The sequence below is a fragment of the Longitalea luteola genome (genome assembly GCF_017356035.1).
Taxonomy (GTDB): domain Bacteria; phylum Bacteroidota; class Bacteroidia; order Chitinophagales; family Chitinophagaceae; genus Niastella; species Niastella luteola.
This window is the reverse complement of sequence record NZ_JAFIQX010000004.1, coordinates 470,513-493,927: the sequence shown is the minus strand read 5'-3', so window position 1 is coordinate 493,927 and position 23,415 is coordinate 470,513. Positions and strand designations below refer to the sequence as shown.

Sequence of the window (23,415 nt, the reverse complement as noted above, 5' to 3'; positions counted from 1 at the left end):
AGATTATCGAATTATCACATTATTTCGGTAGCTTTAGGTATAGTAAGTCCTCGATTAGTAGCCACTCTGTTTCAGTAGCACATTTTCTAATTTTCATATTTGCTAATTGATATGACAGAAAGGCTATTGCAATATCTGTGGCAGTTCCAGTATTTTAATAAACATAGTGCCATCCTCGACAATGGAGATAGTTTCCAGGTCATTCATCCCGGCCGGTATAATACCAATCAGGGTCCCGATTTTCTCGAAGCCAAGATCAAAATAGAAGACACGTTATGGGTTGGCCATGTGGAATTGCATTTGAAAACATCTGACTGGTTCAGGCATGCGCATCACCTTGACCGTAACTACGATAACGTGGTATTACATGTTGTATGGGAGAACGACCTGCCTGATACTGAGACCCGGATACCCGTCTTTTCCATGCAGTCGAAAGTGCCGCTGATGTTATTAGAGCAATATGGGCACTGGATGAACAATAGCGGGTTTATTGCCTGTGGCAGCCAGATAAGAGATGTGTCGCGCATCATCTGGATCTCGTGGCGTGAGCGGCTGCTGGCCGAACGCATGCAACGTAAGTCATCAACGGTCTTTTCTTTTCTCCTGCAATCGAACCAGCATTGGGATGAAACATTCTGGTGGCTGCTGGCCCGCAACTTTGGGGCAGTCCTGAATTTTGAACCCTTTGAGGCCATGGCCAAGTCATTGCCCATAACCCTGCTGGCCCGGTATAGGAATAAACTACCCATACTGGAAGCACTGTTATTAGGACAGTGTGGTTTACTGGAAGGAGCCTTCTCCGCCGAATACCCGGCCATGCTGCAACGGGAATACCTGCATATCAAAGCAAAGTTTCATTTGCAACCTGTAAGGCAGCCAGTCCATTTTCTGCGTACCCGGCCGGTTAATTTTCCCACCATCCGGCTGGCACAACTGGCAAAACTGATCCACGGATCATCGCACCTGTTTGCTTCTATCAAGGATACAGTACAACTCAACGACGTCAGGAACTGGCTGGCAGTAACGGCCAGTGAATTCTGGGATCAACATTATACCTTCAACAAATCGTCGGTTCACCGCCCAAAAAAGCTGGGTAACCAGATGATAGATACGCTCATCATTAACACGGTGGTGCCCATTTTATTTGCCTACGGGTCATTGCATAATGAAGAACAATACAAGAACCGGGCACTGAACTGGCTCGATGAGCTGGAACCCGAAATGAATGCGGTCACCAATGGCTATGCCGGGCTCGGCATCGTTAATAAAAGCGCCTGTGATTCGCAAGCCCTGCTTGAATTGAAGAACCATTATTGCGAGCCGCGCAAATGCCTTGATTGCGCCGTGGGCAATGCCCTGCTGAAAAGATCGGTTGCAGTTAGCCTGGAAACATGTTTTTGATGTCCCGGGCAACCGCTCGTATCACTTCACATATAATATGGATCAAACAGCCGCTGGGGGCGTGTTTGCCGGCCTGTTTGATCCTGGAACAATAAATTTTACAGCTGAAAAATCGTGTAAATGCTTTATTATTGCCGGATATCCTGGTTTGGGATAACCCTTAATTGACAGATCGTTTAATTTAATATGATTAAAGGACAAAAAGTAGTAGTAGTGCTGCCGGCATATAATGCAGCCAAGACACTCCGGCCAACCTATGATGAGATCGACAGATCGGTTGTTGATGAGGTGATCCTCGTGGATGATGCCAGTAAAGATGATACCATTTCCGTAGCCCGTGAGATCGGCATCCAACACATTATCCGGCATGAGAAAAACAAGGGCTATGGCGGCAACCAGAAGTCCTGCTATAATAAGGCGTTGGAAATAGGGGCTGATATCGTTGTTATGCTGCACCCCGATTACCAGTACACGCCCGCATTGATAACACCCATGGTGTCCCTGATCGCTAATAAAGTGTACCCGGTGGTGCTGGGTTCCCGGATTCTCGGTAAGGGTGCTTTAAAAGGCGGAATGCCTTTGTATAAATACATTTTCAACCGGATGCTCACCATGACCCAGAATCTTCTCATGGGTCAGAAATTATCAGAATATCATACCGGCTACCGGGCTTATCATAAAGATGTGCTGCTGTCGATCCCATACCAGGAGAACTCCGATGATTTTGTGTTCGACAATGAACTGCTGGCCCAGATCTTTTTCAAAGGCTATGAAATTGCAGAAATTACCTGTCCTACCAAATATTTCGATGAAGCTTCCTCTATTAACTTCAAACGCAGTTCCATTTATGGATTAGGCGTTTTGCGGGTAAGTATGCAATATTTTCTGCACAAAGCAGGGATCGCGAAATACAAATTGTTTAAAGACTTAAATAATAAAAAATAAAATACAAATGGGCCTGCAAGGCCCATTTGTATTTTTGTCAATTGCTGATTGTCTATTGTCAATTGGCTACTTCGTTTCCCATTTAGCAATGCGCTGCGACCAGCTTACCAGCAGGCTGTTATGAGCCATATACAATAACATCAGCGGAAATATTTTAAACAGTCCGCGTTTGGTTGAATTGTCCAGATCGAGCAGCGGCAACAGGTATCCCAGCAGGGGGAAGCCTATATAAATGACCAGTACGGCGTACAGCCAGTTACGGGTCGTAGTGTTTAGTTTGCGTTTGATCACCAGTTCCAGCACCAACAGCCCAATGAACAGGTAGAAGAAATAGCCATAATAACCCACTGCCGTATCGCTGAAGATGAGTTTACTGTTGATCTCTGAAAAGCGGTCGAAGAAGGGCGACAGGTCGCCAAGGTTCTTGTTTACCTGTCCTTCAATGTTATACTTTACCGGCAGATAGCGGTTGATATAGACCGAAACGGAAATGATATACGCTAATACGGAAGGTACCCCAAAAAAGGCGCTGCTCATCAGTCCTTTTACGATACCCGTCTTATTCTTCCAGTGATACCACACAATGGCCGGTACCATCAGGAAGGCCAGGATGAGGGTCTCTGACCTGATGTAGGTGGCAATGGCCATCAGCAAACCGGCAAATGACAGGTAATTGCGTTGCTGGTTCTGAAAGAAAACGTAGAGGAACCAGACGGACAAAAAGAAAAATACGGCATTGCTATAGTCGAACAACACCATAAAGGTGTAAGCAAACATTTCAGGTATGGCCATGAAGAACAGGACCAGCAGCCCGGCAAAAATGCGGTGAATGGTGAGGGTAAGCGCGTGGTACAGGAAGATGAGAAAGCAGGCCACGATGGTGCTTAACCAGATTTGTCCGAATTCGAAACCCGCATATTTATAAATGATCTGCAGGCAGGTAATAAATGGTGGTTTGAACTGGTTGTTGGTTGTTTCCAGGTTCACGGTAAATACCGAGTTGATCATGGTCTTTTCGCGGATGGCATATTCAGCGATCACTTCAGGTCCCGAGGTAAGATCGCGTGGGGTGGGAGGGAAGTAAAAGCAACGCCATGCGCTAACAAACACAATGAAAATGATCATCACCACAAAGGGGATCTCGTATATTTTGATCCTGAATCGAAGGCCACTCCAAAGCTCTTTAAAACGGGCCAGCCCCGATTTAAACCTAATATTTAAGAGAGCGGTGGCTGCTATTATCGAAATGAATACATTAGCCGAGGTCAACGGAATAAAGGCCAGCTGTAAAACAAAGGGCATAATGGAAAAAACAGCTACTCCCAATAATATGGCCAGGGAAATAAACAGGCCTGGTTTCAATTCTATTTTAAACAGGTTGAGGAGGCCAAAACCTGCAATAAACTGTATGACCGTTAAAACCAGAATGATCATTATGCCGCTCATAAGGAAGATTTGAATTTGTTAAATGCTGCAATCGTGTCGAGGAAAGCCTGTTTGTTGGTAACGCTGTCAAACACCAGTCCGCCCCCTTTTGCAGTAATATACCAATTGGCTTTCGAGGCTTCGGGGCTGTTGGCCCAAATGGTCTTTAAACCAGTGAAGTAATAGAATACGGCCGGTTCGGGTACATGTATGTTTAAGCCATTGGCTTTGAAATAATCGCTGGGCGGCACCAATAAAAGTACTTTACCGGCTGTTCCTCTTTTTTCGAAAAAGTCGGTCACGTTTCTGGCAAAAAGATAATCGGTCCCATAGCGGGCCATTTTGCGTTCTTCCAGGTCGAGGTTTAGTTTTTGTTCTTTAAAATCCTCCCAGTAAGGCATGATCCGTTGTTCGAACCAAAATTTGTTGGGCGTAAGTCCGAAGAAAATAAGAAGGGAAATAATAGCGGTTACCAGTAAAATAAATCCTTTAAAACCATTGGTGGAAGCTGCCGGGGCCGTTTTTTTGGCGGCAGGCGGGGCCGCTGGTGATGGAGCAACCGGTTGAGGACTGCTTTTGGTTGCAGTACGTGCGGTCTTCTTTTTTTTCATCTAAATGGTTTTATGTTTTTCCATGGCTTATTAATCAATCGCACCTTCATGCCTCTGTGTACATGCAGTTCAACGCCCTGATGCTGCAAATATTATAACTTTTTATAAGGCTTCCGCGTTAAGCCGGGGATAATTTCGGCAATTTTAAAAAATTTAAAACGAAAAATATCAAACGAAGTAGAAAATGGTGGAATAAAAAAAGAGGCGTCCGCCAGCTAGCGGATGCCTCTTTACCAGTGTGATCATAGACATTGGGCGGGTTCTTCCGGTATTGGAATCGATGGTTTGTTTGCCTCATCGGCATTTGTAATAAGTTTCCTTATGCTACATAAATGGCCTTCTATACAAGCAGAAAGCAACCATACTGTATTATAAGAAAACCGTTACATGGTCTTTCAAAGCGTATTTCTGAATTAAGAACAAACAAGCTATGCTCCATGCTATGGAACTGATCTAATTTCTTTATCAATATGTATGTGGAACTGCTTTCTTTCCGGGAGGTACACAGCGCCTACAAAATCAAAAATGCCAGGAAAAGGTCGCGGATCGTTTTTCGTCAGAATATGTGGATTTCCTCTTTCCTCACTAAAATCATTCCTATCTCGTTGTTTCGAGAAAAAAATGTATATGATCAATTAATTTGGTTCGTTTAGTCACAAGCATTATGCCATCCTTTTTTCCCATTACAGGCGATTCGCATATTCAATCACTTGAGTGCTATTAATTTAGTTTTAATATACCTTATGCAGCTTTTGAAATACCTTATTAAGTGCTTAAAGCGGCTTTTGTTATTACCTTATTGTTTTTTGTACACTTAACAAAGAAGAAGGTGTGCCCACAATTAACCAAGGCACACCTTCTTCAAAAAAATTACAGGTACTCATCAATTCCAGGTGAAGTTGAGCGGTATGTGCAGCTTCACTCCAAAGTTTCGGCCCATATTGAATACACCGGTGCGGCCGGTTACATTGTTAACAGCTGTATATTTTAAGCGGCTTAAATGGCTTTGCCAGGCAACATCGCCCAGGTTGTTTGCTGTAAAGCGAAGCGTGAACAGGGTTTTTCCTTTGCTCACAAAATCGCCTCCAATGCCGGCATTGATCAGCCAATAGCCAGGTGTGGCCGTTTCTGTATCAAATCCGGTAAAAGCATGATCCTGCTTGAATGTATAATCGCTTTCGAGGTTGATGTGCAGGTTGCGCAGGGTCTTTCCTTTGGGAAGCAGGCTTACTGCCAGGTCGGTGAACAACCGGGCAGCCGGAATGTACGGAATATTCTTCGTGCCATCTATTGCTTCGGTAAACTGTGCCCGGGTATAAGAGAATGCATTTCTGAAGTGTAACCAGTCGAGCGGGTGGGGATGAATGTCAATGGCCAGTTCAGCACCATATAAGTTAGCATCTTTCTGATCGAAACGAAACACATTTAGTTCATCGCCAGATTCGGCATCGATGAGTATGGAATCGGTACCGGCGCTGTTCAGCACTTTCTCATAAAAAATAAAATGATTGATATGATTATAGAACAGGCTGGTTTCCAGCGAAACGTGCTCCGAGTTCAACTCAAAGCCGCCATCTACCTGCAAGCTGGTCTCTGATTTCAAATCGTTATCGCCTATTTCGTACCGGTTCGTTCCTTCATGTGCACCATTGCTGGCCAGCTCAGCCAGGTTAGGCGCTCTGAAACCGCGCGCTACATTAAGCTTGAAGGTGAGCAGATCATTGGCGGCATAACTAAGGCCTACACTGCCCGACACATTGGAGAAATTACGGCTGAAGCCGGTGAACTTGGTCTCATTGTCAACATCCAGCGGTTTGCCATTTACATGGCGGGTATCGAACCGGATCCCACCGCTCAGTGACCATTTATTTTTATTGAAACGACTGTACACAAAACCGCCAAGATCAAACAGATCGTAATCCGGGATGATCGCTTCTTCGGCTTTATTGGCATTGGTTTGCGACATTCCGTTTACGCCGATCGTTGTCTTCCAGTTTTGGGTGGAAGGTAAATGCCAGCGTAAGGCATAATTAACCGTTTTTAAATTGAACCAGGCTTCGGGAGTGGCGGCTTCATCGGCATTGCCAAATTCCTTCCGCTGGTTCTGTTGATAACCCAAAGCCACATCGAGGCTGCCTTTGCCGACCGCAAAATTGTTTTCTGACAGTACTTTGAAGTGGCGGATATGCTGATAGGGGATCGCGGGGGTTATTTTCTTAAAATCGGCATCGGTTGCAATACCTTCATCACCACCGGGCAGGGCTTTCAGAAAGGCGCCGGTGGCGCTGTCGCGATCGCCTTCCACCATGCCGATGCGTTGATCAAAATTACTTACTACTAAATGGCTGTAGCCCCAGGAGCCGCTATAACCCAGCATACCACCGACATTCTGGTTGTAAAACTTGGAATTAAATACGCGGCCATCATACTTATTCTTATAATCTTCAGCGCCTTTGTAAGAACCGTATACATTCCAGCTGAATCCGTTCTTTGTTCCGGCCACATCGCCATAAAAACCGCGCAGGGCATTATTGCTCTGGTATTCACTCAGGATGTTGGCAGTAATATGTCCATCGGCAACCGGCCGTTGTGAAATAATATTAATAACACCCGCCAATGCATCGCTGCCATACATGAGAGAAGCGGGGCCTTTCAATACTTCAATGCGCTGGATGCTGTAATCGTCTATTTCAATTCCATGTTCATCGCCCCACTGCTGGCCTTCCTGCCGCATGCCGTCATTGATAGTGACCACCCGGTTATACCCAAGGCCGCGGATAAATGGTTTTGAAATGGCCGGACCGCTTGACAAATTATTCACGCCAGGTACTGTTTTGGTCAATGCATCGATGGCATTGGTTGAAGACACATTGAAGAGCTGTTCTTTTTTTATGACGTCCACCGGCTGGGGCGATTGCCTGATGCGGGTAGCTGCCGATACCCCGGTCACCGTGACTTCTTCATTCTCCACGACGGCGGCTTTCATGGAAAAATCTTTTTGCGTTTCGCCTTGTACCGGCACTGTTTCTATGATACTGGAATAACCCCGGTATGTGATCTCAACCAGGTATTTACCGGTGTTCAGATTGGCAATGCGATACATGCCTTTATCATCTGATATGGTTCCTTTCTTCAGGTCGTGAACATAAATGCTGGCGCCCGGCAGTGGCTCCCCTGTTTTGGCATCGGTTATTTTGCCGATGAGCATGCTGGCAGGTGGAGTTGCTACAGGCACGGGATGGTTGCCTGCATTGAGTTCGTGCTGGCTATAGCTGTAAAAATGAATTAAACTATATATAAATGTAAGGATCGCACTTACTGATTTCATAAATGAATGAATTAGAACAGTCCGTAAAGGCCTGGTTGGATTAAATTGACTGATTGGTTGATAAGGGCAAATGCCATTGGCAATAGACAACAGGCAATCGACAATACGCAGTGAAACATCAGGTTATTGATGGCCCTACCAAAGTACCGATATGCTGATTTGCCAGCTAACAAAAGATAATTCAGGCCAGTGCGGGAGGAGCGCGAAGGGAATGAAAGTATTTAGATACCGTAAGGATGGAAAAAACAGGCTCGGCTTGCGGTGTATTTACTACAAAAACCGGCGGCTGTATGGCCGGTACGCTTGTTTCGGTGAACGGTAAATTGAAATCATTGATACATCCGCAGGCGAACTGTAGTTCCTGGCTGGAGATGGGTTTTGACGGTGTTGCATGTTTACCGGGGGCGTGTAACCAATTATGCAGGTAAAGACTCATCCCCATTTTCTGGCTGAACACCAGAATGAGTAAGAGGGTGGTGAGCTTTGCTATAATACGCTTTCCGGTCATCTCGTCACAAAAGTAGATAAATTTGCAACAAGAGTACAAATTTAATTAGCTAATGTGATAATTCGATAATTAGCAAATTAAATCCCCGACAGGGCGGATTATCCATGAGCATCATGCATTCTCGTAATTGGAGTGATCTACTTCGCAAGAACGGTGTTCTTATTATCACATTATCAAATTATCACATTATCGCATTGTTTACCGGTTCTTCTCTCCCCAGTCGCTCAGGTTCTGTAAAATGGGTGTCAGGGATTTTCCTTTGGCAGTCAGTTCATATTCAACCCGGGGTGGTACTTCGGCGTAAACGATCCGTTTAATGAGTCCGTCCTTTTCCAGTTCGCGCAATTGCAGCACCAGCATGCGTTCAGTAACTTGGGGAATAGCATCGCGCAGAACGCTGTAGCGGAGCTTGCCGTGGGTGAGGCGCCATAAGATGGCCGGTTTCCATCTGCCGCCGATGGCAGCAAGCGTATACGACATGCCGCAATCCATTTCCATCTGGCGTTTATTGAGCGTATTGGTGGAATTCTCTTTTCGCATTACTTACATTTTTGACAGTACCTAACAACTTTATACGTACCGGCAAATGTACAATGCAGCCAATAGTTTTGCAAGCAATAAAAATGATAACATGAAGAGCATAACTAACAAGGTTGTATTTATTACCGGAGGGAGCCGCGGTATAGGCGCGGGTATTGCTAAACGTATGGCTGCTGCAGGCGCAGATGTGGTGATCACTTATGTACATGCCGCCAGCCAGGCAAAACAGGTAACAGAGGATATTACAAAGACGGGCCGCCAGGCATTGGCCCTGCAGGTTGACAGTGCTTCACCGGCTGCCATTACCGGCGCCATAGAAAAAGCCATTGCCACTTTCGGGCGCATCGATATCCTGGTGAACAATGCCGGTGTATATATAGCCAAACCATTGGCGGAACTAACACTGGAAGATTTTGAGACCAGCGTGGCCGTGAATGTACGGGCTGTTTTCCTGGCTTCCCAAAAGGCTGCGCAATATATGCAGCCGGGCGGCCGCATTATTACCATTGGCAGCAATATGGCCGACCGCGTTGCGTTTCCTACCGGCAGTTTATACGCCATGAGCAAATCGGCGCTGATCGGTTTAACGAAAGGGTTAGCCCGTGACCTGGGCGAACGCGGCATTACCGTGAACCTGGTACAACCCGGGCCCATCGATACCGATATGAACCCGGCCACCAGTGCGCATGCCAGTATGCTCACCAGTGCCATGGCTGTTCCCCATTACGGCAAACCCGAAGATATTGCCGAACTGGTAGCCTACCTGGCCAGTGATGAAAGCCGCTTTATGACGGGGGCTGCATTGACAATTGATGGAGGATTTAATATTTAATGATCTACCGAAAAGATAAAGGGATCGATCAGTACACCGATCCCTTTTTATATTTTTAATAGACAACGTTACTAACGCACAAGCACCTGCGGTTTTCGGGCTTGTAGATCCCACATTAAAAAACCCTCGTCCCGATTGTAAAGGGATGAGGGTTTTATATTTCGACATGATTGTTGAGGCAGAGATAATATTAATGAAACATTTAGAAGAGGGATTACAAAGACGAAAATGTACCTGTATCCTGCTCCCTTTAGGGCTTCACATCAAGAAATATTTACTCCATTGGACACATTTTTGATACCAGTAAAGCTACTAAACGCTTTCCCACATGGTATTTTCGGTGGCTATCACCTGCATGGTTCCGTTAGAGGACAATGTTACATTCTTTAATGTATACAAGCCGGGTTTACAGTTTCCTGGAACTGTTAAACCATCAACGATTGCTTCAGCCGGCAGACTGCCTCCATCACCGGCGTTAACCTTTTCAACAATTTCAATTGATTGCATCGGGCAGAAATAGAGTACCATTTTCCCGAAATTGCTTTCCAATCTAACCGGAGAAATGTTAGCTGTCACTGTTTCACCATGGGACAGTTTTTCTTCTTTCATTCTCTGTTGCAGGACATGCGGTTGAGAATAAGAAGTGATCACTACCGGTGTAGATTTTTCTGACTCTGTGGGCTTGCCCTTTGCACCAAAGAGATTGCTGAAAAGGGAGGTGTGTTCTTTTTTCATATCTCTTAAATTTTTAGTTACTAAAAACAATACTAAAAGAGGTCATCTTATACGGGCGTAGAATGCCCGCTTAATAACTTATAGTTCCGATCTAATACAGTAAATAGGATACAGTGTTGTACAATTCGTCTTTCTTCGGATCTGTTAGCGGTGTTATAAAGGTTCTAATGCATATTATCGGCTCAATAGGGTGGAGTTAAAAAGAGGATAATATGATTCAATGATTCTACCTACTTAACCAGACAGCGTTTACCTGTGATTTGCTGCTTATGGTACATTGGATGAAATGCATGCAAAAAGGTATGCTGAAACAAACGATGCTTTTATCTGGATGTTCTCAAAATGGCGGTGATGATCTGAATGGTGTTTCGTTGATTCGTCAGTTGGTCCAATACCTGGTGAAGTTGTTGAAATATCTTCCCCCACTTTGCAAACACACTGGTAATGTGCATTCTTCCTATGATAAAAGATCAAAAATTATGCCGGGCGAATTATCCTCACTTACTTCAATTCTAGCTGTTGTTCTTTTATGATAACCTTAATTTATGTTGTTAAGTTCTCGTGACAAGCAGATTGTTATTAACAGTTCACTTCTTTTACTATACGATGAATTGCTGTTATGCGTTGGGCAAAAAACGCTGCTTCGCGCGCAGTGAAAGAAGTGTTAATACACGCCTGTACTGCTGACTGCATGTTTCAAACCGGCCTTAAAAAATCGATTGCCGAAAGTGATATCTTTTATTCTTTCTTTCTAACCTAATTTAATCATTTTTTCTGGTAAACTAATGCATATATCCACATTAAAATTTTTTTGCCAAAAGCAGCAAGGCAACACCGTTCACTCTTAATGGAAATACCTTGCTGCATAGCTTAACAATTAGTCTACTCAACGGGAATACTTTCTTCTTTTTCGCCGAAAACATAATTGTTAAACCATAACCAGTTGTGCCAAACGGCTGCCAATCGTTCTTTGGGTTTATTGATGCTATGTCCAAACCCTTTATAAACGATGAGCCGTGATGGAACTTTGCGATCCTGCAAACCGCGGTACAATTCATAAGCATTGGGAATTGGTACGCGCTTGTCAAATTCGCCATGTTGAATGAGCGTGGGAGTAGTAGCCTGGTTAATGTTTGTCATGGGCGAGGTCTTGAGGTAGATATCCATGTCATTCCAGGGCGTATTCTGCAAATACTGGCGTGTAAATGGCGTTATGTCAGAGTTTACGTAGTATGTCACCCAGTTGGAAATGCCTGCACCTACGGAGATCGCTTTAAAAATATGCGTGTTAGTGGTTAAAAACGCCGAAATATAGCCACCCTGGCTCCAGCCCATGGCGCCCATCCGCGACGTATCGATCATGCCTTTGCTATTGAGGTATTCAACGCCGCTCACCACATCCCACATATCGCCAACGCCAAGATTGCGCACATTCAACGAACGGAATTTTTCTCCGTAACCGGCGCTGCCCCGGTAATTCACCCGCAATACCAGCGCTCCTTTTTCAACCCATTGGATGAGCGGATAAACATAGGCCGCCGTAGGATCAGGAATGTCGATACCGGTTGGTCCCCCATGGATCACCACCAGCAACGGATATTTCTTTTGCGGATCATAAGCGGCCGGCTTTGATAAAACGCCTTCAATGGAAACGCCATCCTTACTTTTCCACCGGATGATCTCATTCACCGGTGTTTTCCAGCCGGCGAGCTGACCGGTGAAATTGGTGATCTTTTTCAGCGGTTGTTTGAAGGAGCCGGTATAACAGTCGCTCATTTCATTATAGTTCCGGGCGATCACTGCAATCTTATCGGTGTTCCTGCTGAAAGCAACACTCATGGTAAGGTCATAAGGAAGATCAACTGCTTTTGTTTTGCCTGTTTTGGGATCTACCGTAAACAATTTTTGTCGGGTTCTTTCGAGGGCGCCTACAAACAAGCCGTATTTGTTCCAGTCCACGATCGACCGGTATTCATCTATATCGGTGGCAATTTCGCGGCTCGTTTTGGTGGCCATATCATAAATGAACAAGCGATTGTTCTTGTAATAGTCTGAAACACTGTCATTCACCGCGCTTTGATAAATGAATGCCCTGCCGTCGGGGCTCCATCGGCCGTTAAAATCACTGGTGGGATTGCTGACCAGGGTATCTATTTTTTTCGTAGCTATGGTAAGCAGCGCTATGTCGGATGTAATGCCGGAGAGGATCAGCGGATCCCGCTGTTTAGTGATCAGGATCTGCCTGTCATCGGGGCTCCAGGCATAATTGATAACAGTGAAAGAACCGCTGGTAAGCCTTTTGGCAGCGGGTAGCGTTAAACAAAGGGAACTCCTGAGGGCAACGCTGTCTTTCTTTGCCGAATCTTTTTTGGTGTCGTAACAGGGAAGCTGACCGGCCAAAATAACAGAGTCATAATTGAAGTCGAGGAGCCATAAATGGCGGTGTCTGTAGTCTTCTCCTTCCACGCCAAAAGCGCCATAGCGATCTTTAAGCGTCTTCTCCGGTTTACTGTCGGGTTCCGTTTTTATGAGGGCGAGCTGTGTGCCGGCGTGATTCCATCCATAGCTAACGATGCCGTCTTCTTCTTTGGTTACCTGAAGGGCTTCGCCGCCTGCCACAGCAATGATGTATAACTGGGATTTATCACCGCGATCGGCCAGAAAGCTCACGAACCGGCTGTCGGGCGTGAAACGGGGCGAAAAGCTGCTTCCTTTGGCCGTACGCGTGAGCTGTACCGGCGTTTCTCCGTCGCGGCTCATCCACAATTCAGAATCATACGTATTATTGGCCCAGTCGGTGGTAGTTACCGGATACACGATGGTTCGGCCATCGGGTGATATAACAGGATCACCGATCCTTTGAAGGCTTAACCATTTTTCGAACGATACAGAAGCGCCTTTCTGCGCCTGTACGATTGTTGATGAAAATAAAGCAAGAAGAAGGAGAAGGCGTGTCATAATGTTGATCGTTTTTTTAAATGTACTAAAAGCGAACGGCCGCCCGGCTTATAAAGTGATAAATGGAATGGTATTTGACGGGGCCTAATTTCCCCAATACGGTGTTATGCGCTGATCAATGGCTTACAATGGGCGGTGGCACTGATTTATACGGATTATAGCTGATATGAATCAAAATAGTATCCGATATGGAAAAATGGTTTGTTTTAATCAGGGATAAGCTGGAATCGTGGCTGGAGCTGCTGATAAAAATGCTGCCTAACCTGGTCCTTGCGATCCTGATCTTTGTTGTTTTCATTTTTCTGGCCCGGTTGCTGCGAAGGATACTCTATAATATCCTGCTGCGCATATCCCGCCAGCCTTCCATCAGTGGTTTGTTCGCCAGCATTTTTTTTATCGTTGTGCTATTTGTGGGCCTCTTCATCAGCCTGCAATTGCTGCATCTTGACAAAACGATCGCCTCGCTGCTGGCAGGGGCGGGCATTATCGGCCTGGCCCTTGGTTTTGCTTTCCAGGACCTGACGGCCAATTTCATTTCGGGCGTATTTATCATTTTCCGGAAGCCTTTCGATGTGGGCAACATTATCGATACGAACGGATTTATCGGTATTGTTGAGGAAATACAGTTGCGCTCTACTACCATCCGCACCTTCCAGGGCCTGCATATTATGCTGCCTAATAAAGATATTTTTCAAAAGCCGATCACCAATTACTCGCTGAGTGCTAAAAGACGCATCGATGTGGTGCTTACCCTGCCGGGCAAATCGAACCTGGCGGAAACGGAGCAACAGATCAGAAATGCGCTCACGGGTATCCGGGAAGTCAAAGATGACAAAGTGGAAATATTATTCACCGATTATAATGGCGATACCGTTAAAATGGAAGTGCATTGCTGGATCGACAATACCATTGAAATGGGCTATATGACTACGCGCGACAAAGTGCTGCGGCGGGTACATGCCGCTGTTACGAAAACCGACAATCGTCAGTCGTGAATCGTCAATCGTGAATCGTGAATCGGGAATCGGCGATCGGCAAACCAATCGGCAACCTTCATTATTCAAACCTCAATATTTTCCACGGCTCTAAAACTTAGAACTTAAAACTGAGTTATCCATTGATGATCGATCCGCCATTGGGGTGTAATACCTGACCGGTCATGTAGGACGCATCTTTGGAGGCCAGGAAAAGATAGCTGGGAGCTACTTCCACCGGTTCACCGGCTCTTTGTAAAGGTGTATCCTCGCCATGGTGTTTGTTGCTTTCTTCATCGAAGCTGCTCATGGCGAGCGGCGTCCAGATGGGACCCGGAGCCACGCCGTTCACCCTGATCTCCTTATCGACCAGGCTGGCCGACAGGCTGCGCGTAAATGCGACAATAGCGCCTTTGGTGGCAGAATAGTCGAGCAGGTCCTTGTGTCCCTGGTAAGCGGTTACCGAAGTTGTATTGATGATGGAACTGCCTTTAGGCATATGCGGTACTGCTGCCTGCGTGATCCAGATCATGGCAAACACATTCACCTGGAATGTTTTGATGAGGTTGTCTGTTTTTATGTCTTCAATACTTTCGGTATGGTGCTGCGTGCCGGCATTGTTTACCAGGATGTCTATACGGCCGAAATGTTTTACGGTAGTATCTACCAATTGCCGGCAAAAAGCTTCGTCGCTGATATCGCCCTGGATGAGCAACACCTCGCCGCCATATTTTTCAATAATGGCTTTTGCATCCTGCGCATCTTCCTCACCTTTATAGTAATTGATGGCTACTTTGGCGCCTTCCTTCGCAAACAGAATGGCCACTGCTTTGCCGATGCCGCTGCCGCCACCGGTGATAAGTGCTATTTTGCCTTTGAGTTTGCCACTGGCTACATGGCTCTCATCATCAACCACCGGTTGGTGCTCCATCTGTTTTTCATTGGTGATTTTTGATTCATTTTCTGCTGTTGCGGTGTTGGTTGTATGGTTCGGTTTCATGAGCTTACGTTTAATGGTTGGCAGAAGAAACAGTACCGGTCTGCAGGTTGATCTTTTCCAGGTCTTTGTCGGCCGGACCTGTAAGTACTTTTCCGTTGGCATCGTACCGCGCACCATGGCAGGGGCAATCCCAGGTTTTTTCTGAAATGTTCCAGGCAACGGTGCATTTCATATGGGTGCACCGCGGGTTGATCGTATGTACCTGACCGCCTTCATCCTTATACAGGGCAACGGTTTGTCCTTCCAATTGAACGATCTTTCCTTCACCCGGGGCAATGTCGGCTATGGCGTCTATTTTTTCTTTGGTAAAAAATCCGGTGATCAACTGTTTGGCCACATCCACATTCTCTTTTACAAAACTGGCAAAGCCTGCTATGGGTTTTATCCGGTTGGGATCGAACAATTTGATACCCGGGTTTTCTTTATCTAACACGATATCGGTCAGGATGCGGGCGGCCACGGTGCTATAGGTCATTCCATTGCCGCCGAAACCCGTTGCCACCAGTATTTTACCGGGGTTACCGGGCAGATGCCCGATATAAGGCAATCCATCGGCTGGTTCAAAGTATTGTGACGACCATCTGTACGCGATTTCCTGCACGTTAAAATTTGACCGGATATGGCTTTCCAGGGTGTTAAATGAAGCATTCGTATTATCGGTATGAGCTGTTTTATGGTCTTCACCGCCAACGATCAGGTAGGGCTCACCATCGATCATTTGTGTTCTGTAATAATGATAGGGATCGTACATATCGTAACTGAGATCGGCGGGGTAACTGTTGTCCGACAGGCGCACAGCCATGGCATAGGAACGGTAAGGCGCACAACGCAGGTGCAACAGGTTTATGCCGGGTGGAATATGTGTTGCATAGATCAGCCATTTGGCCTGAATATCGCCCATTTCGGTTTTAACGATCACCGGATCGGTATTATCTGTGTCGAGCACCCGGCAATGTTCTACTATAGAGCCACCGGCGTCTTCAAAAGCTTTTGCCAGTGCCAGTACATATCGTAACGGGTGGAATTTCGCCTGTTGTTTTACTTCAATTGCTTTGTGAAAAGATATGGGTAAGGGAGTGGCGTGAATGTAGGCGGCAGGAACGCCGGCTTCCAGGGTTGCTTTTCTGATGGCTTCCAGCTCTTCGCTTTGCTTTTCGTTCTGAGAGTAAAGGTAGGCGCTGGCTTCTTCGAAAGCGCAATCGATTTGATACCGGGCTATATTGGTTTTAATGTCGTTTATGGCGTTGCGGGCAGCCTGCGCTACCAGGTTGGCGTTGTCTTTACCAAAGTCATCGGCAATGGTGTTATAAGGCGTATCGAGCAGCGTATTGAGGTGCGCGGTGGTGCCGCCGGTAGTGCCAAAACACAGGGATTGCGCTTCGACCAGCAGGCATTGTAAGCCGGCCTCCTGCAGCATTAAAGCGGTGCTGATGCCGGTAATACCGCCGCCTGCTATTACTACATCATAGACCTTTTCGGTAATAACCGGCCGCGATGGAATATAGGGGGTAGTTGTTTGTTGCCAAAGACTTATGTTGGCGCCGTCCCTTGCTATCATAACATGCTTTTAACTACATCTGCAAATTTCATCCGCCCGGCAGCTGGTATCTGATGTAGAAAAAGGAAACTATACAGGGAAAAAATTCCCCGGATGGTATTTTTTAAGGCCGGTTGAACCCAAATAAGCGCGCATCGTCATCTGGTATGCCCAGTGCCAGCCGGGTGATGATCTGCGCTGCGATCATGCTGAAGGTGATGCCATTGCCGCCCAGGCCGAGGGCAAAATAAGTATGTGGCTTACCGGGCAGGCAGCCGATGTAAGGCAAGCCATCTTTGGTAGCTGCAAAACTGCCGGCCCATTTAAAGTCTGTTCTGAAATGGATGTGAGGAAATAATTTATGGAACGCATGTTCCAGTGACCTGGCTTTTGCGTGCAGGGCTTTGTCGCGTAACCGGGGGCTGGCAAAATGATCATCTTTTCCGCCTATGAGAATGCGATTGTCTTCCGTTGTTCGCAGGTATAAATAAGGCCTATCGGTTTCCCAGATCAATGCATTTTGATGCCAGTATTGTTCAATGTTCGCCGGCTCGCTGATAATGGCGTAGGTGGAATGCAGGGTTTGTATCTTTTGCGGAATATACCGCGCCGATTCATAACCGCAGGCAATGACGAGTTTGCGGGCTTTAATTTTTTTGCCCTCATCGGTGGTCAGTTCAACGCCCCGTTTGTTTTCCTCCAAACGGGTGATGGCTGTATGATCGTATACTTCAAGGTCCAATTGTTTACAGTTGTGCAACAGCGCATGGGTCAAACTGTAGGCTTTTACTTCCGCAGCATCACGGGAAAGCAGGGCCGCTTCTTTTTCAAAGCCAAACCAGTCTTTAATGGTGCTTTTATCGAGCCATTGCAATGCAATGCCGGCCTGTTTGCGAAGCTGAAATTCTTTTTTCAGGGCGGTTACATCTTTTTTATAAGAAGCGTATTGCAGGCTGGGTCTTTTAGTAAATGATACTTCCGGCCATTGACTGCAGATGTCTTCGAGGTCGGTTATGGCTTTAAGGCTGAGCAGGTAACTTCTTACCGCATCACGTTCGCCACGCAAGTTGATCAGTTCGGTTAGCGGCGTATCAATTTCATATTGCAGCAGGGCGGTGCTGGCGGCTGTGCTGCCCATACCCACATGGCGTTTATCAACTACAACGGTTTTAAAACCGGCGTGGGCAAGATGCCAGGCGGCCAGTGCGCCGCTGATGCCTGCTCCCATGACAACGATATCGGTCCTGATGTGCTGCTGCAATGAAGGGTAGGAGTGTATGATGCCTTTGTCGAGCAACCAGAAGGGAAAGTCTGATCTCAGGTCCATGTAATGGTAGTATTTTGGTTAAAGGCGTATGATGTATTTACAGGCTACAGTATACTGGCTTAATTCACAAAGTGAAAAGTACATGCCAGTCGGCTGGTGGCATATCATTTGAAATGAGTGGATAATATCAACTGTATGAATAAAAGGATCCGTTCTTCCAGCAAAGAAGGTCAAAACTGATTCATCTGCAAACAGTGTGGGAAAGCGGTTATTGTGTGGCCAAAAGCTGTTAACACAAAGCCGCTAATTGGCATTAGGTGAGGGCCTGGTGTGGGCAAGTTGTTGCTCAAAATGAGGTGAGCCGGACATACATATTAAAAAACTTTTTCTTGTAATAGCATGTACTATTATGGATAAGCATGTGTCATCATTAACGAATCAGTTGGATTTTTTGTCGGGCGGTGGCGAAATGGGTGAGCGTGTTCGCAATTTTGACTGGGCGAGTACCCCCTTAGGCGATCCGGAAACCTGGGAACAAAGTCTGAAAACCTGCGTACGAATTATTCTTACTTCGGCCCAGCCCATGTTTGTATGGTGGGGCCCTTCCCTTATAAATATTTATAACGACAGTTATGCCCAGATCATGGGCAAAAAGCATCCGGCCGGTTTAGGTGCTAAAGCGGAGGATGTATGGCCCGAAATATGGGACGTGCTGGTATCCCGTATCGAAAGTGTAAAACGAAATGAAGGCACTTATGACGATTCGTTCTTTTTCATTATGGAACGTAAGGGATTCCGGGAGGAAGTGTACGTGTCGTTTAGCTATAGTCCGGCGCCCGGCGATGATGGAACGGTGAAAGGTATCTTCTGCGTATGTACAGAAAGTACCGAACGAATTATCAATGAGCGGGCCCTGCAATTATTGCGTGACCTGGGCGCTGTGGCATTTGATGAAAAATCACTGGATGTCATTTACCGGAATGTGGCCGAGGTATTGGGCAGGAACAACAAGGATTTCCCTTTTGCGATAGTGTATAAATCAGACAAGGGCGGTTGTTCGGCTGAGGCTGCTGCAGCTACAGGCATAGAACGGTACGAACATATTTTACCGCAATTTATCAATCCTGCAACGCCGTCGGCCCTTACCAGCGATTTTTGTAGGGCGTATGAAACCAATAAAGTGGTTGTTGCCGGTATCAATGGCATGCGGGACGATCTTCCCAAAGGATTTTGGAAAATACCGCCCTCTCAAGTTGTATACATACCCATCAGTGCAGCAGGCAGCAAACATCCCTACGCCATTATTTTTGCAGCGCTTAATCCCTGTCGTCAGTTCGATAAGAATTTCCAGCAGTTGTGCGAGATGATCGGCGCACGGGTTTCGCTCGAGATCAATAAAATGCAGGCCCTGGAAGAAGAGCGGAAGCGGGCCGAAGCGCTGGAGGAGATAGACAAGGCCAAAACCGTTTTTTTCAGTAATATCAGCCATGAGTTCAGAACGCCGCTCACCCTCATCCTGACCCCGCTCGAAGAACTGCTTCATCAGCCAAAAAGCAGCCTGTCTGCTGCAGAACAGCAAAATATTGAAACGGCGCACCGGAATGCGCTGCGTTTACTGAAGCTGGTAAATACACTGCTCGATTTCAGCCGCATTGAATCGGGCAGGCAACAGGCCAGTTACGTGCTTACCGATATTGCCTCCTATACCAGGAACCTGGCAGCTAATTTCAGGTCGGTAATAGAAAAAGCCGGACTGCAACTTTTTATCAAGACCGACAGGGTAGTGCAGCCTGTGTATCTCGACCGGCGGATGTGGGAGAAGATCGTGTTTAATTTGTTGTCGAATGCGTTCAAATATACATTGGCAGGAAGTATAACGGTGGAGCTCACTGCAGAAGATAAATTTGCCGTATTGAGGGTTAAAGACACAGGTGTTGGTATTCCGGAAGCAGAGCTTCCGCACATGTTTGAACGGTTTCACCGGGTGCAGCATGTGCAGGGCAGAACTTTCGAAGGCACCGGCATTGGCTTATCGCTCGTAAAGGAACTGGTGCTGTTCCATAAAGGTGATATCAGCGTTGAAAGCCAGCCCGGCAAGGGAAGCACGTTTACGGTAAAAATACCAACGGGTAAAGAGCATTTGCCTGAACCGCAAATAAACATGCAGCTGGAAGAAGAACGGGTAACATCAGGCATGTATGTGGAAGAAGCCGGCACCTTACTGGTAAAGGAAAATGAAGCCCCGGCCATTACTGCTTCACCGACCAATGAGGCGGTTGTTCTGGTGGTGGATGATAATGCCGACATGCGCGAACACCTGCATTCGATCCTGTTACACCGCTTTCAGGTAATTACCGCTACCAACGGGCAGGATGCCCTGCAAAAGATCCGGGAACAGAAACCAACATTGATCGTAAGCGATGTTATGATGCCGGTGATGGATGGCATTGAACTGGTTAAAGCATTGAAGGCTAATAGAGCTACGGCGCATATTCCGGTCATCTTACTTACTGCGCGCGCAGGCGAAGAATCGAAGATCACCGGCTGGGAAACAGGCGCCGACGATTACCTCACCAAACCCTTCTCTTCCAAAGAACTTATTTCGCGCATTGCCTCGCAGATAAAGACCCAGGAAATAAGAAGAGAAGCCCTGGTTGATGTTGCGGAACAAAGGAAGTATGCCAGAAAGCTGGAAGATATGAACCGGGAGCTTATCAAAATAAATGAAGAACTTACTTCATTTGCCTATGTGAGCAGCCACGACCTGCAGGAACCATTGCGTAAGATCCAGATGTTCAGCAAGCGCATTCTCGAAAAAGAAATAAATTCTTTGAGCGAAGAGGGCAAGAACTTTTTTCTGCGGATGGACAATGCCGCCAACCGGATGCAGCTGTTGATCAATGATCTGCTGACCTATTCGCGCACGAATACATCCCAGAAGCAATTTCAAAAGACCAGTCTCAACGATCTGATAATGGATGTGAAGCAGGAGCTTTATGAAAGGATCATGGCCACTGATACCATCATAGAATGCGAGCCGCTGCCCGAGTTAGAAATCATACCGTTTCAGTTCAAACAATTGTTCACTAACCTTCTTGCCAATTCGATCAAATTTGCAAAGCCGGGGGAACGGCCGCATATATCTATCACGAGCAGCCTTGTTGATGGCAGTCAGATCAACTATCCTACGGCCGATAAAGAAAAGAGGTACTGGCATATTGCTTTTGCCGACAGGGGCACGGGCTTCGATCCGCAATTCAATGAACAGATCTTCGGGCTGTTCCAGCGTTTACATGGCAGAAAAGAATATGAAGGTACGGGCATTGGCCTGGCCATTGCGAAAAAAGTGGTAGAGAATCACAACGGCATTATTACAGCAGAAGGAAAGGAAAATGCCGGCGCCACCATTCATATCTATCTGCCTGAACAATGGCTTCATTGAATGCCAGGATGCAACAGGTAACGTTTAAAGTACTGGGTAATAATACGTCTGAAAGCCGTTCAGATTTATTCTTCATGCTACTTAAAAAAGACTTATCTTGATAGTAACCTTTTAAAACACATTTCATGAATATACAGGTGTACAATTTAAGCCGTAATATCAGTGATGCTGATCTGCGAAGATTGTTCTCTCCGTACGGTATTGTCGATTCAGCAGAAGTCGTACGCGACAAATTGAATGGCCGTTCGAAAGGGAACGGTATTATCGATATGCCTGTTGAAAAAGATGCCAGGCAGGCAATTGCAGCCCTGGATCAAACGATAATGGATGGGAAAAAGATCTCTGTAAGCGAATTGAGATAGCCACCGCAACGGTAGTAAAAAGGTGCGAATTAAGCTGTAATTAGTGAGAACACAGGCTGTAAGTTAAGGCTTCTATTTTATTAACTTGCACTTTATGAACAAGTTAACATTGTAAGATCAATGTTTTTCCCGATTTTACCGTTTAAAGGTGTATCTTCGTTCAACTTATTTCGTTCCTGCACCTATCTTGATTTCCCCGTTCAACATTTGTGAAGGTAAGATTCTAAGCCTGGTACGTGTCATCATAGGCAACTTACCATCATTATTATTTATTTAAATTTCAAACATTGTCATTCGAAAAGTTAAAAGTAATTGCGCCCATTTTAAAAGCGCTTACAAATCAGGGTTACACACAACCTACTCCGGTACAGGAGCAATCCATCCCCGTTATTCTGCAACAAAGAGATCTGTTTGGGTGTGCCCAAACAGGTACCGGTAAAACCGCAGCTTTCGCCATACCGGTTCTTCAATTGTTGTATCAACAAAAGCAAACAGTAAAACACACAGCATCAATAAAAGCATTGGTATTAACACCTACCCGTGAGCTGGCTATTCAAATACAGGAAAGTTTTGAAGCCTATGGCAAAAATACGGGGTTGAACCAGGTGGTGATCTTTGGCGGTGTATCACAGTGGTCGCAGGTGAACGCCTTAAAAAAGGGAGTTGATATTTTAGTGGCAACTCCCGGCCGTTTACTTGATCTGATCGAACAAAAAATTGTGAACATCAGCAACATAAATCTTTTGGTGCTCGATGAGGCAGACCGTATGCTGGATATGGGTTTTGTGCACGATGTAAAAAAGATCATCGCCAGAACGCCTAAACAAAAGCAAACGCTTTTCTTTTCCGCTACTATGGCGCCTGCCATCCGTAAGCTGGCCAATTCCTTATTGATAGATCCGGTTATGGTGGAAGTAACGCCGGTGGCAACCACTGCGGAAACCATAGAGCAGCGTGTTTGTTTTGTAGACAAAAAAGACAAGCCTGCCTTATTGTTACACATGATGACGAAAACAGCGATCCCGATGGCTTTGGTATTTACCCGTACCAAACATGGCGCTGACCGGGTAGCGAAGGAATTGAACCGGTCTGGCGTGCGGGCTGAAGCCATACATGGCAACAAATCGCAGCAGGCACGGCAAAAAGCGTTGCATCAGTTCAGATCGAAGCAGATCAAAGTGCTGGTGGCAACCGACATTGCAGCCCGGGGCATAGATATTGATGAATTGTCGCATGTTATTAACTATGAGCTGCCAAATGTTCCCGAAACCTATGTTCACCGGATCGGAAGAACAGGACGGGCAGGGGCATCGGGTATTGCGCTGTCGTTTTGCGACAGGGAAGAAAAATTGTATTTACGCGACATACAAAAGCTCATTTCCAGGGCTATACCGGTTGAAGAAGAACATCCATTCAGGGATGCCGCCTTCCAAAATGCCAGCCGGCAGCCATCCAGAAAAAATTATGTAGGCGGAACACAGGCCAATCGTTTTTCCAGAGCTAATAAAAGAAGACCCAGCTATAACAAAGCTGTTCAATAAGTCTTAAAT

17 protein-coding genes are annotated in these 23,415 nt (G+C 46.1%); 7 read left to right on the top strand and 10 right to left on the bottom strand.

What is annotated here, in order from left to right:
• The first annotated feature begins 111 nt into the window (after positions 1-111).
• Both JUB15_RS13375 and JUB15_RS13370 read left to right on the top strand, forming a co-directional pair.
• Complete coding sequence (locus tag JUB15_RS13375) at positions 112-1,401, top strand: DUF2851 family protein (RefSeq protein WP_207512997.1); 1,290 nt, start codon at positions 112-114, stop codon at positions 1,399-1,401.
• 186 nt (positions 1,402-1,587) lie between these two features.
• Entirely contained in the window at positions 1,588-2,346 is a 759-nt protein-coding gene (locus tag JUB15_RS13370) for a glycosyltransferase family 2 protein (RefSeq protein ID WP_207512996.1), read from the top strand.
• Between the two features lie 66 nt (positions 2,347-2,412).
• On the opposite strand, the gene JUB15_RS13365 is transcribed toward JUB15_RS13370, so the two are convergent.
• From JUB15_RS13365 to JUB15_RS13345, 5 genes are all read right to left on the bottom strand, one after another.
• Complete coding sequence (locus JUB15_RS13365) at positions 2,413-3,792, bottom strand: hypothetical protein (protein ID WP_207512995.1); 1,380 nt, start codon at positions 3,790-3,792, stop codon at positions 2,413-2,415.
• Positions 3,789-4,382, bottom strand: coding sequence for a hypothetical protein (locus tag JUB15_RS13360; RefSeq protein WP_207512994.1), 594 nt, complete (start codon positions 4,380-4,382; stop codon positions 3,789-3,791). Before JUB15_RS13360 ends, JUB15_RS13365 begins: the two co-directional genes overlap by 4 nt.
• 883 nt (positions 4,383-5,265) lie before the next feature.
• Positions 5,266-7,710 carry a TonB-dependent receptor gene (locus tag JUB15_RS13355; protein WP_207512993.1) on the bottom strand — a complete coding sequence of 815 codons (2,445 nt, stop codon included), beginning with the start codon at positions 7,708-7,710 and terminating at the stop codon, positions 5,266-5,268.
• A 181-nt stretch (positions 7,711-7,891) separates the two neighbouring features.
• The gene (locus tag JUB15_RS13350) at positions 7,892-8,218 is read right to left on the bottom strand and encodes a hypothetical protein (protein ID WP_207512992.1); all 327 of its coding nucleotides are present in this window, start codon (positions 8,216-8,218) and stop codon (positions 7,892-7,894) included.
• A gap of 198 nt (positions 8,219-8,416) precedes the next feature.
• Complete coding sequence (locus JUB15_RS13345) at positions 8,417-8,758, bottom strand: winged helix-turn-helix transcriptional regulator (protein ID WP_207512991.1); 342 nt, start codon at positions 8,756-8,758, stop codon at positions 8,417-8,419.
• 91 nt (positions 8,759-8,849) lie between these two features.
• On the opposite strand from JUB15_RS13345, the gene JUB15_RS13340 reads away from it, so the two are divergent.
• A complete protein-coding gene (locus JUB15_RS13340; protein ID WP_207512990.1) occupies positions 8,850-9,590 on the top strand; it encodes a 3-oxoacyl-ACP reductase family protein in 741 nt (246 codons plus the stop codon).
• Positions 9,591-9,902: 312 nt separating this feature from the next.
• Here the strand turns inward: JUB15_RS13340 and JUB15_RS13335 are convergent, their stop codons facing one another.
• Complete coding sequence (locus JUB15_RS13335) at positions 9,903-10,325, bottom strand: hypothetical protein (RefSeq protein WP_081155902.1); 423 nt, start codon at positions 10,323-10,325, stop codon at positions 9,903-9,905.
• 882 nt (positions 10,326-11,207) lie between these two features.
• Positions 11,208-13,283: a S9 family peptidase gene (locus JUB15_RS13330; protein ID WP_207512989.1), complete on the bottom strand. Its 2,076-nt coding sequence runs from the start codon at positions 13,281-13,283 to the stop codon at positions 11,208-11,210.
• A 188-nt stretch (positions 13,284-13,471) separates the two neighbouring features.
• Here JUB15_RS13330 and JUB15_RS13325 point away from each other — a divergent pair, with 188 nt between their 5' ends.
• Positions 13,472-14,278, top strand: a complete 807-nt coding sequence (locus tag JUB15_RS13325) for a mechanosensitive ion channel family protein (RefSeq protein WP_207512988.1) — start codon at positions 13,472-13,474, stop codon at positions 14,276-14,278.
• A 115-nt stretch (positions 14,279-14,393) separates the two neighbouring features.
• Here the strand turns inward: JUB15_RS13325 and JUB15_RS13320 are convergent, their stop codons facing one another.
• From JUB15_RS13320 to JUB15_RS13310, 3 genes are all read right to left on the bottom strand, one after another.
• Entirely contained in the window at positions 14,394-15,257 is an 864-nt protein-coding gene (locus JUB15_RS13320) for a glucose 1-dehydrogenase (protein ID WP_207512987.1), read from the bottom strand.
• A 10-nt stretch (positions 15,258-15,267) separates the two neighbouring features.
• Positions 15,268-16,815 (bottom strand): FAD-dependent oxidoreductase, encoded by a 1,548-nt coding sequence (locus tag JUB15_RS13315; protein WP_207512986.1) that lies wholly within the window; start codon positions 16,813-16,815, stop codon positions 15,268-15,270.
• A gap of 103 nt (positions 16,816-16,918) precedes the next feature.
• Positions 16,919-18,121 (bottom strand): NAD(P)/FAD-dependent oxidoreductase, encoded by a 1,203-nt coding sequence (locus tag JUB15_RS13310; RefSeq protein ID WP_207512985.1) that lies wholly within the window; start codon positions 18,119-18,121, stop codon positions 16,919-16,921.
• Positions 18,122-18,470: 349 nt separating this feature from the next.
• On the opposite strand from JUB15_RS13310, the gene JUB15_RS13305 reads away from it, so the two are divergent.
• The 3 genes from JUB15_RS13305 to JUB15_RS13295 all read left to right on the top strand — a co-directional run bounded on the left by JUB15_RS13305 (position 18,471) and on the right by JUB15_RS13295 (position 23,406).
• A complete protein-coding gene (locus tag JUB15_RS13305) occupies positions 18,471-21,503 on the top strand; it encodes a hybrid sensor histidine kinase/response regulator (protein WP_207512984.1) in 3,033 nt (1,010 codons plus the stop codon).
• A 125-nt stretch (positions 21,504-21,628) separates the two neighbouring features.
• Entirely contained in the window at positions 21,629-21,865 is a 237-nt protein-coding gene (locus JUB15_RS13300) for an RNA recognition motif domain-containing protein (RefSeq protein ID WP_207512983.1), read from the top strand.
• 287 nt (positions 21,866-22,152) lie between these two features.
• A complete protein-coding gene (locus JUB15_RS13295) occupies positions 22,153-23,406 on the top strand; it encodes a DEAD/DEAH box helicase (RefSeq protein ID WP_207512982.1) in 1,254 nt (417 codons plus the stop codon).
• Positions 23,407-23,415 lie beyond the last annotated feature (9 nt).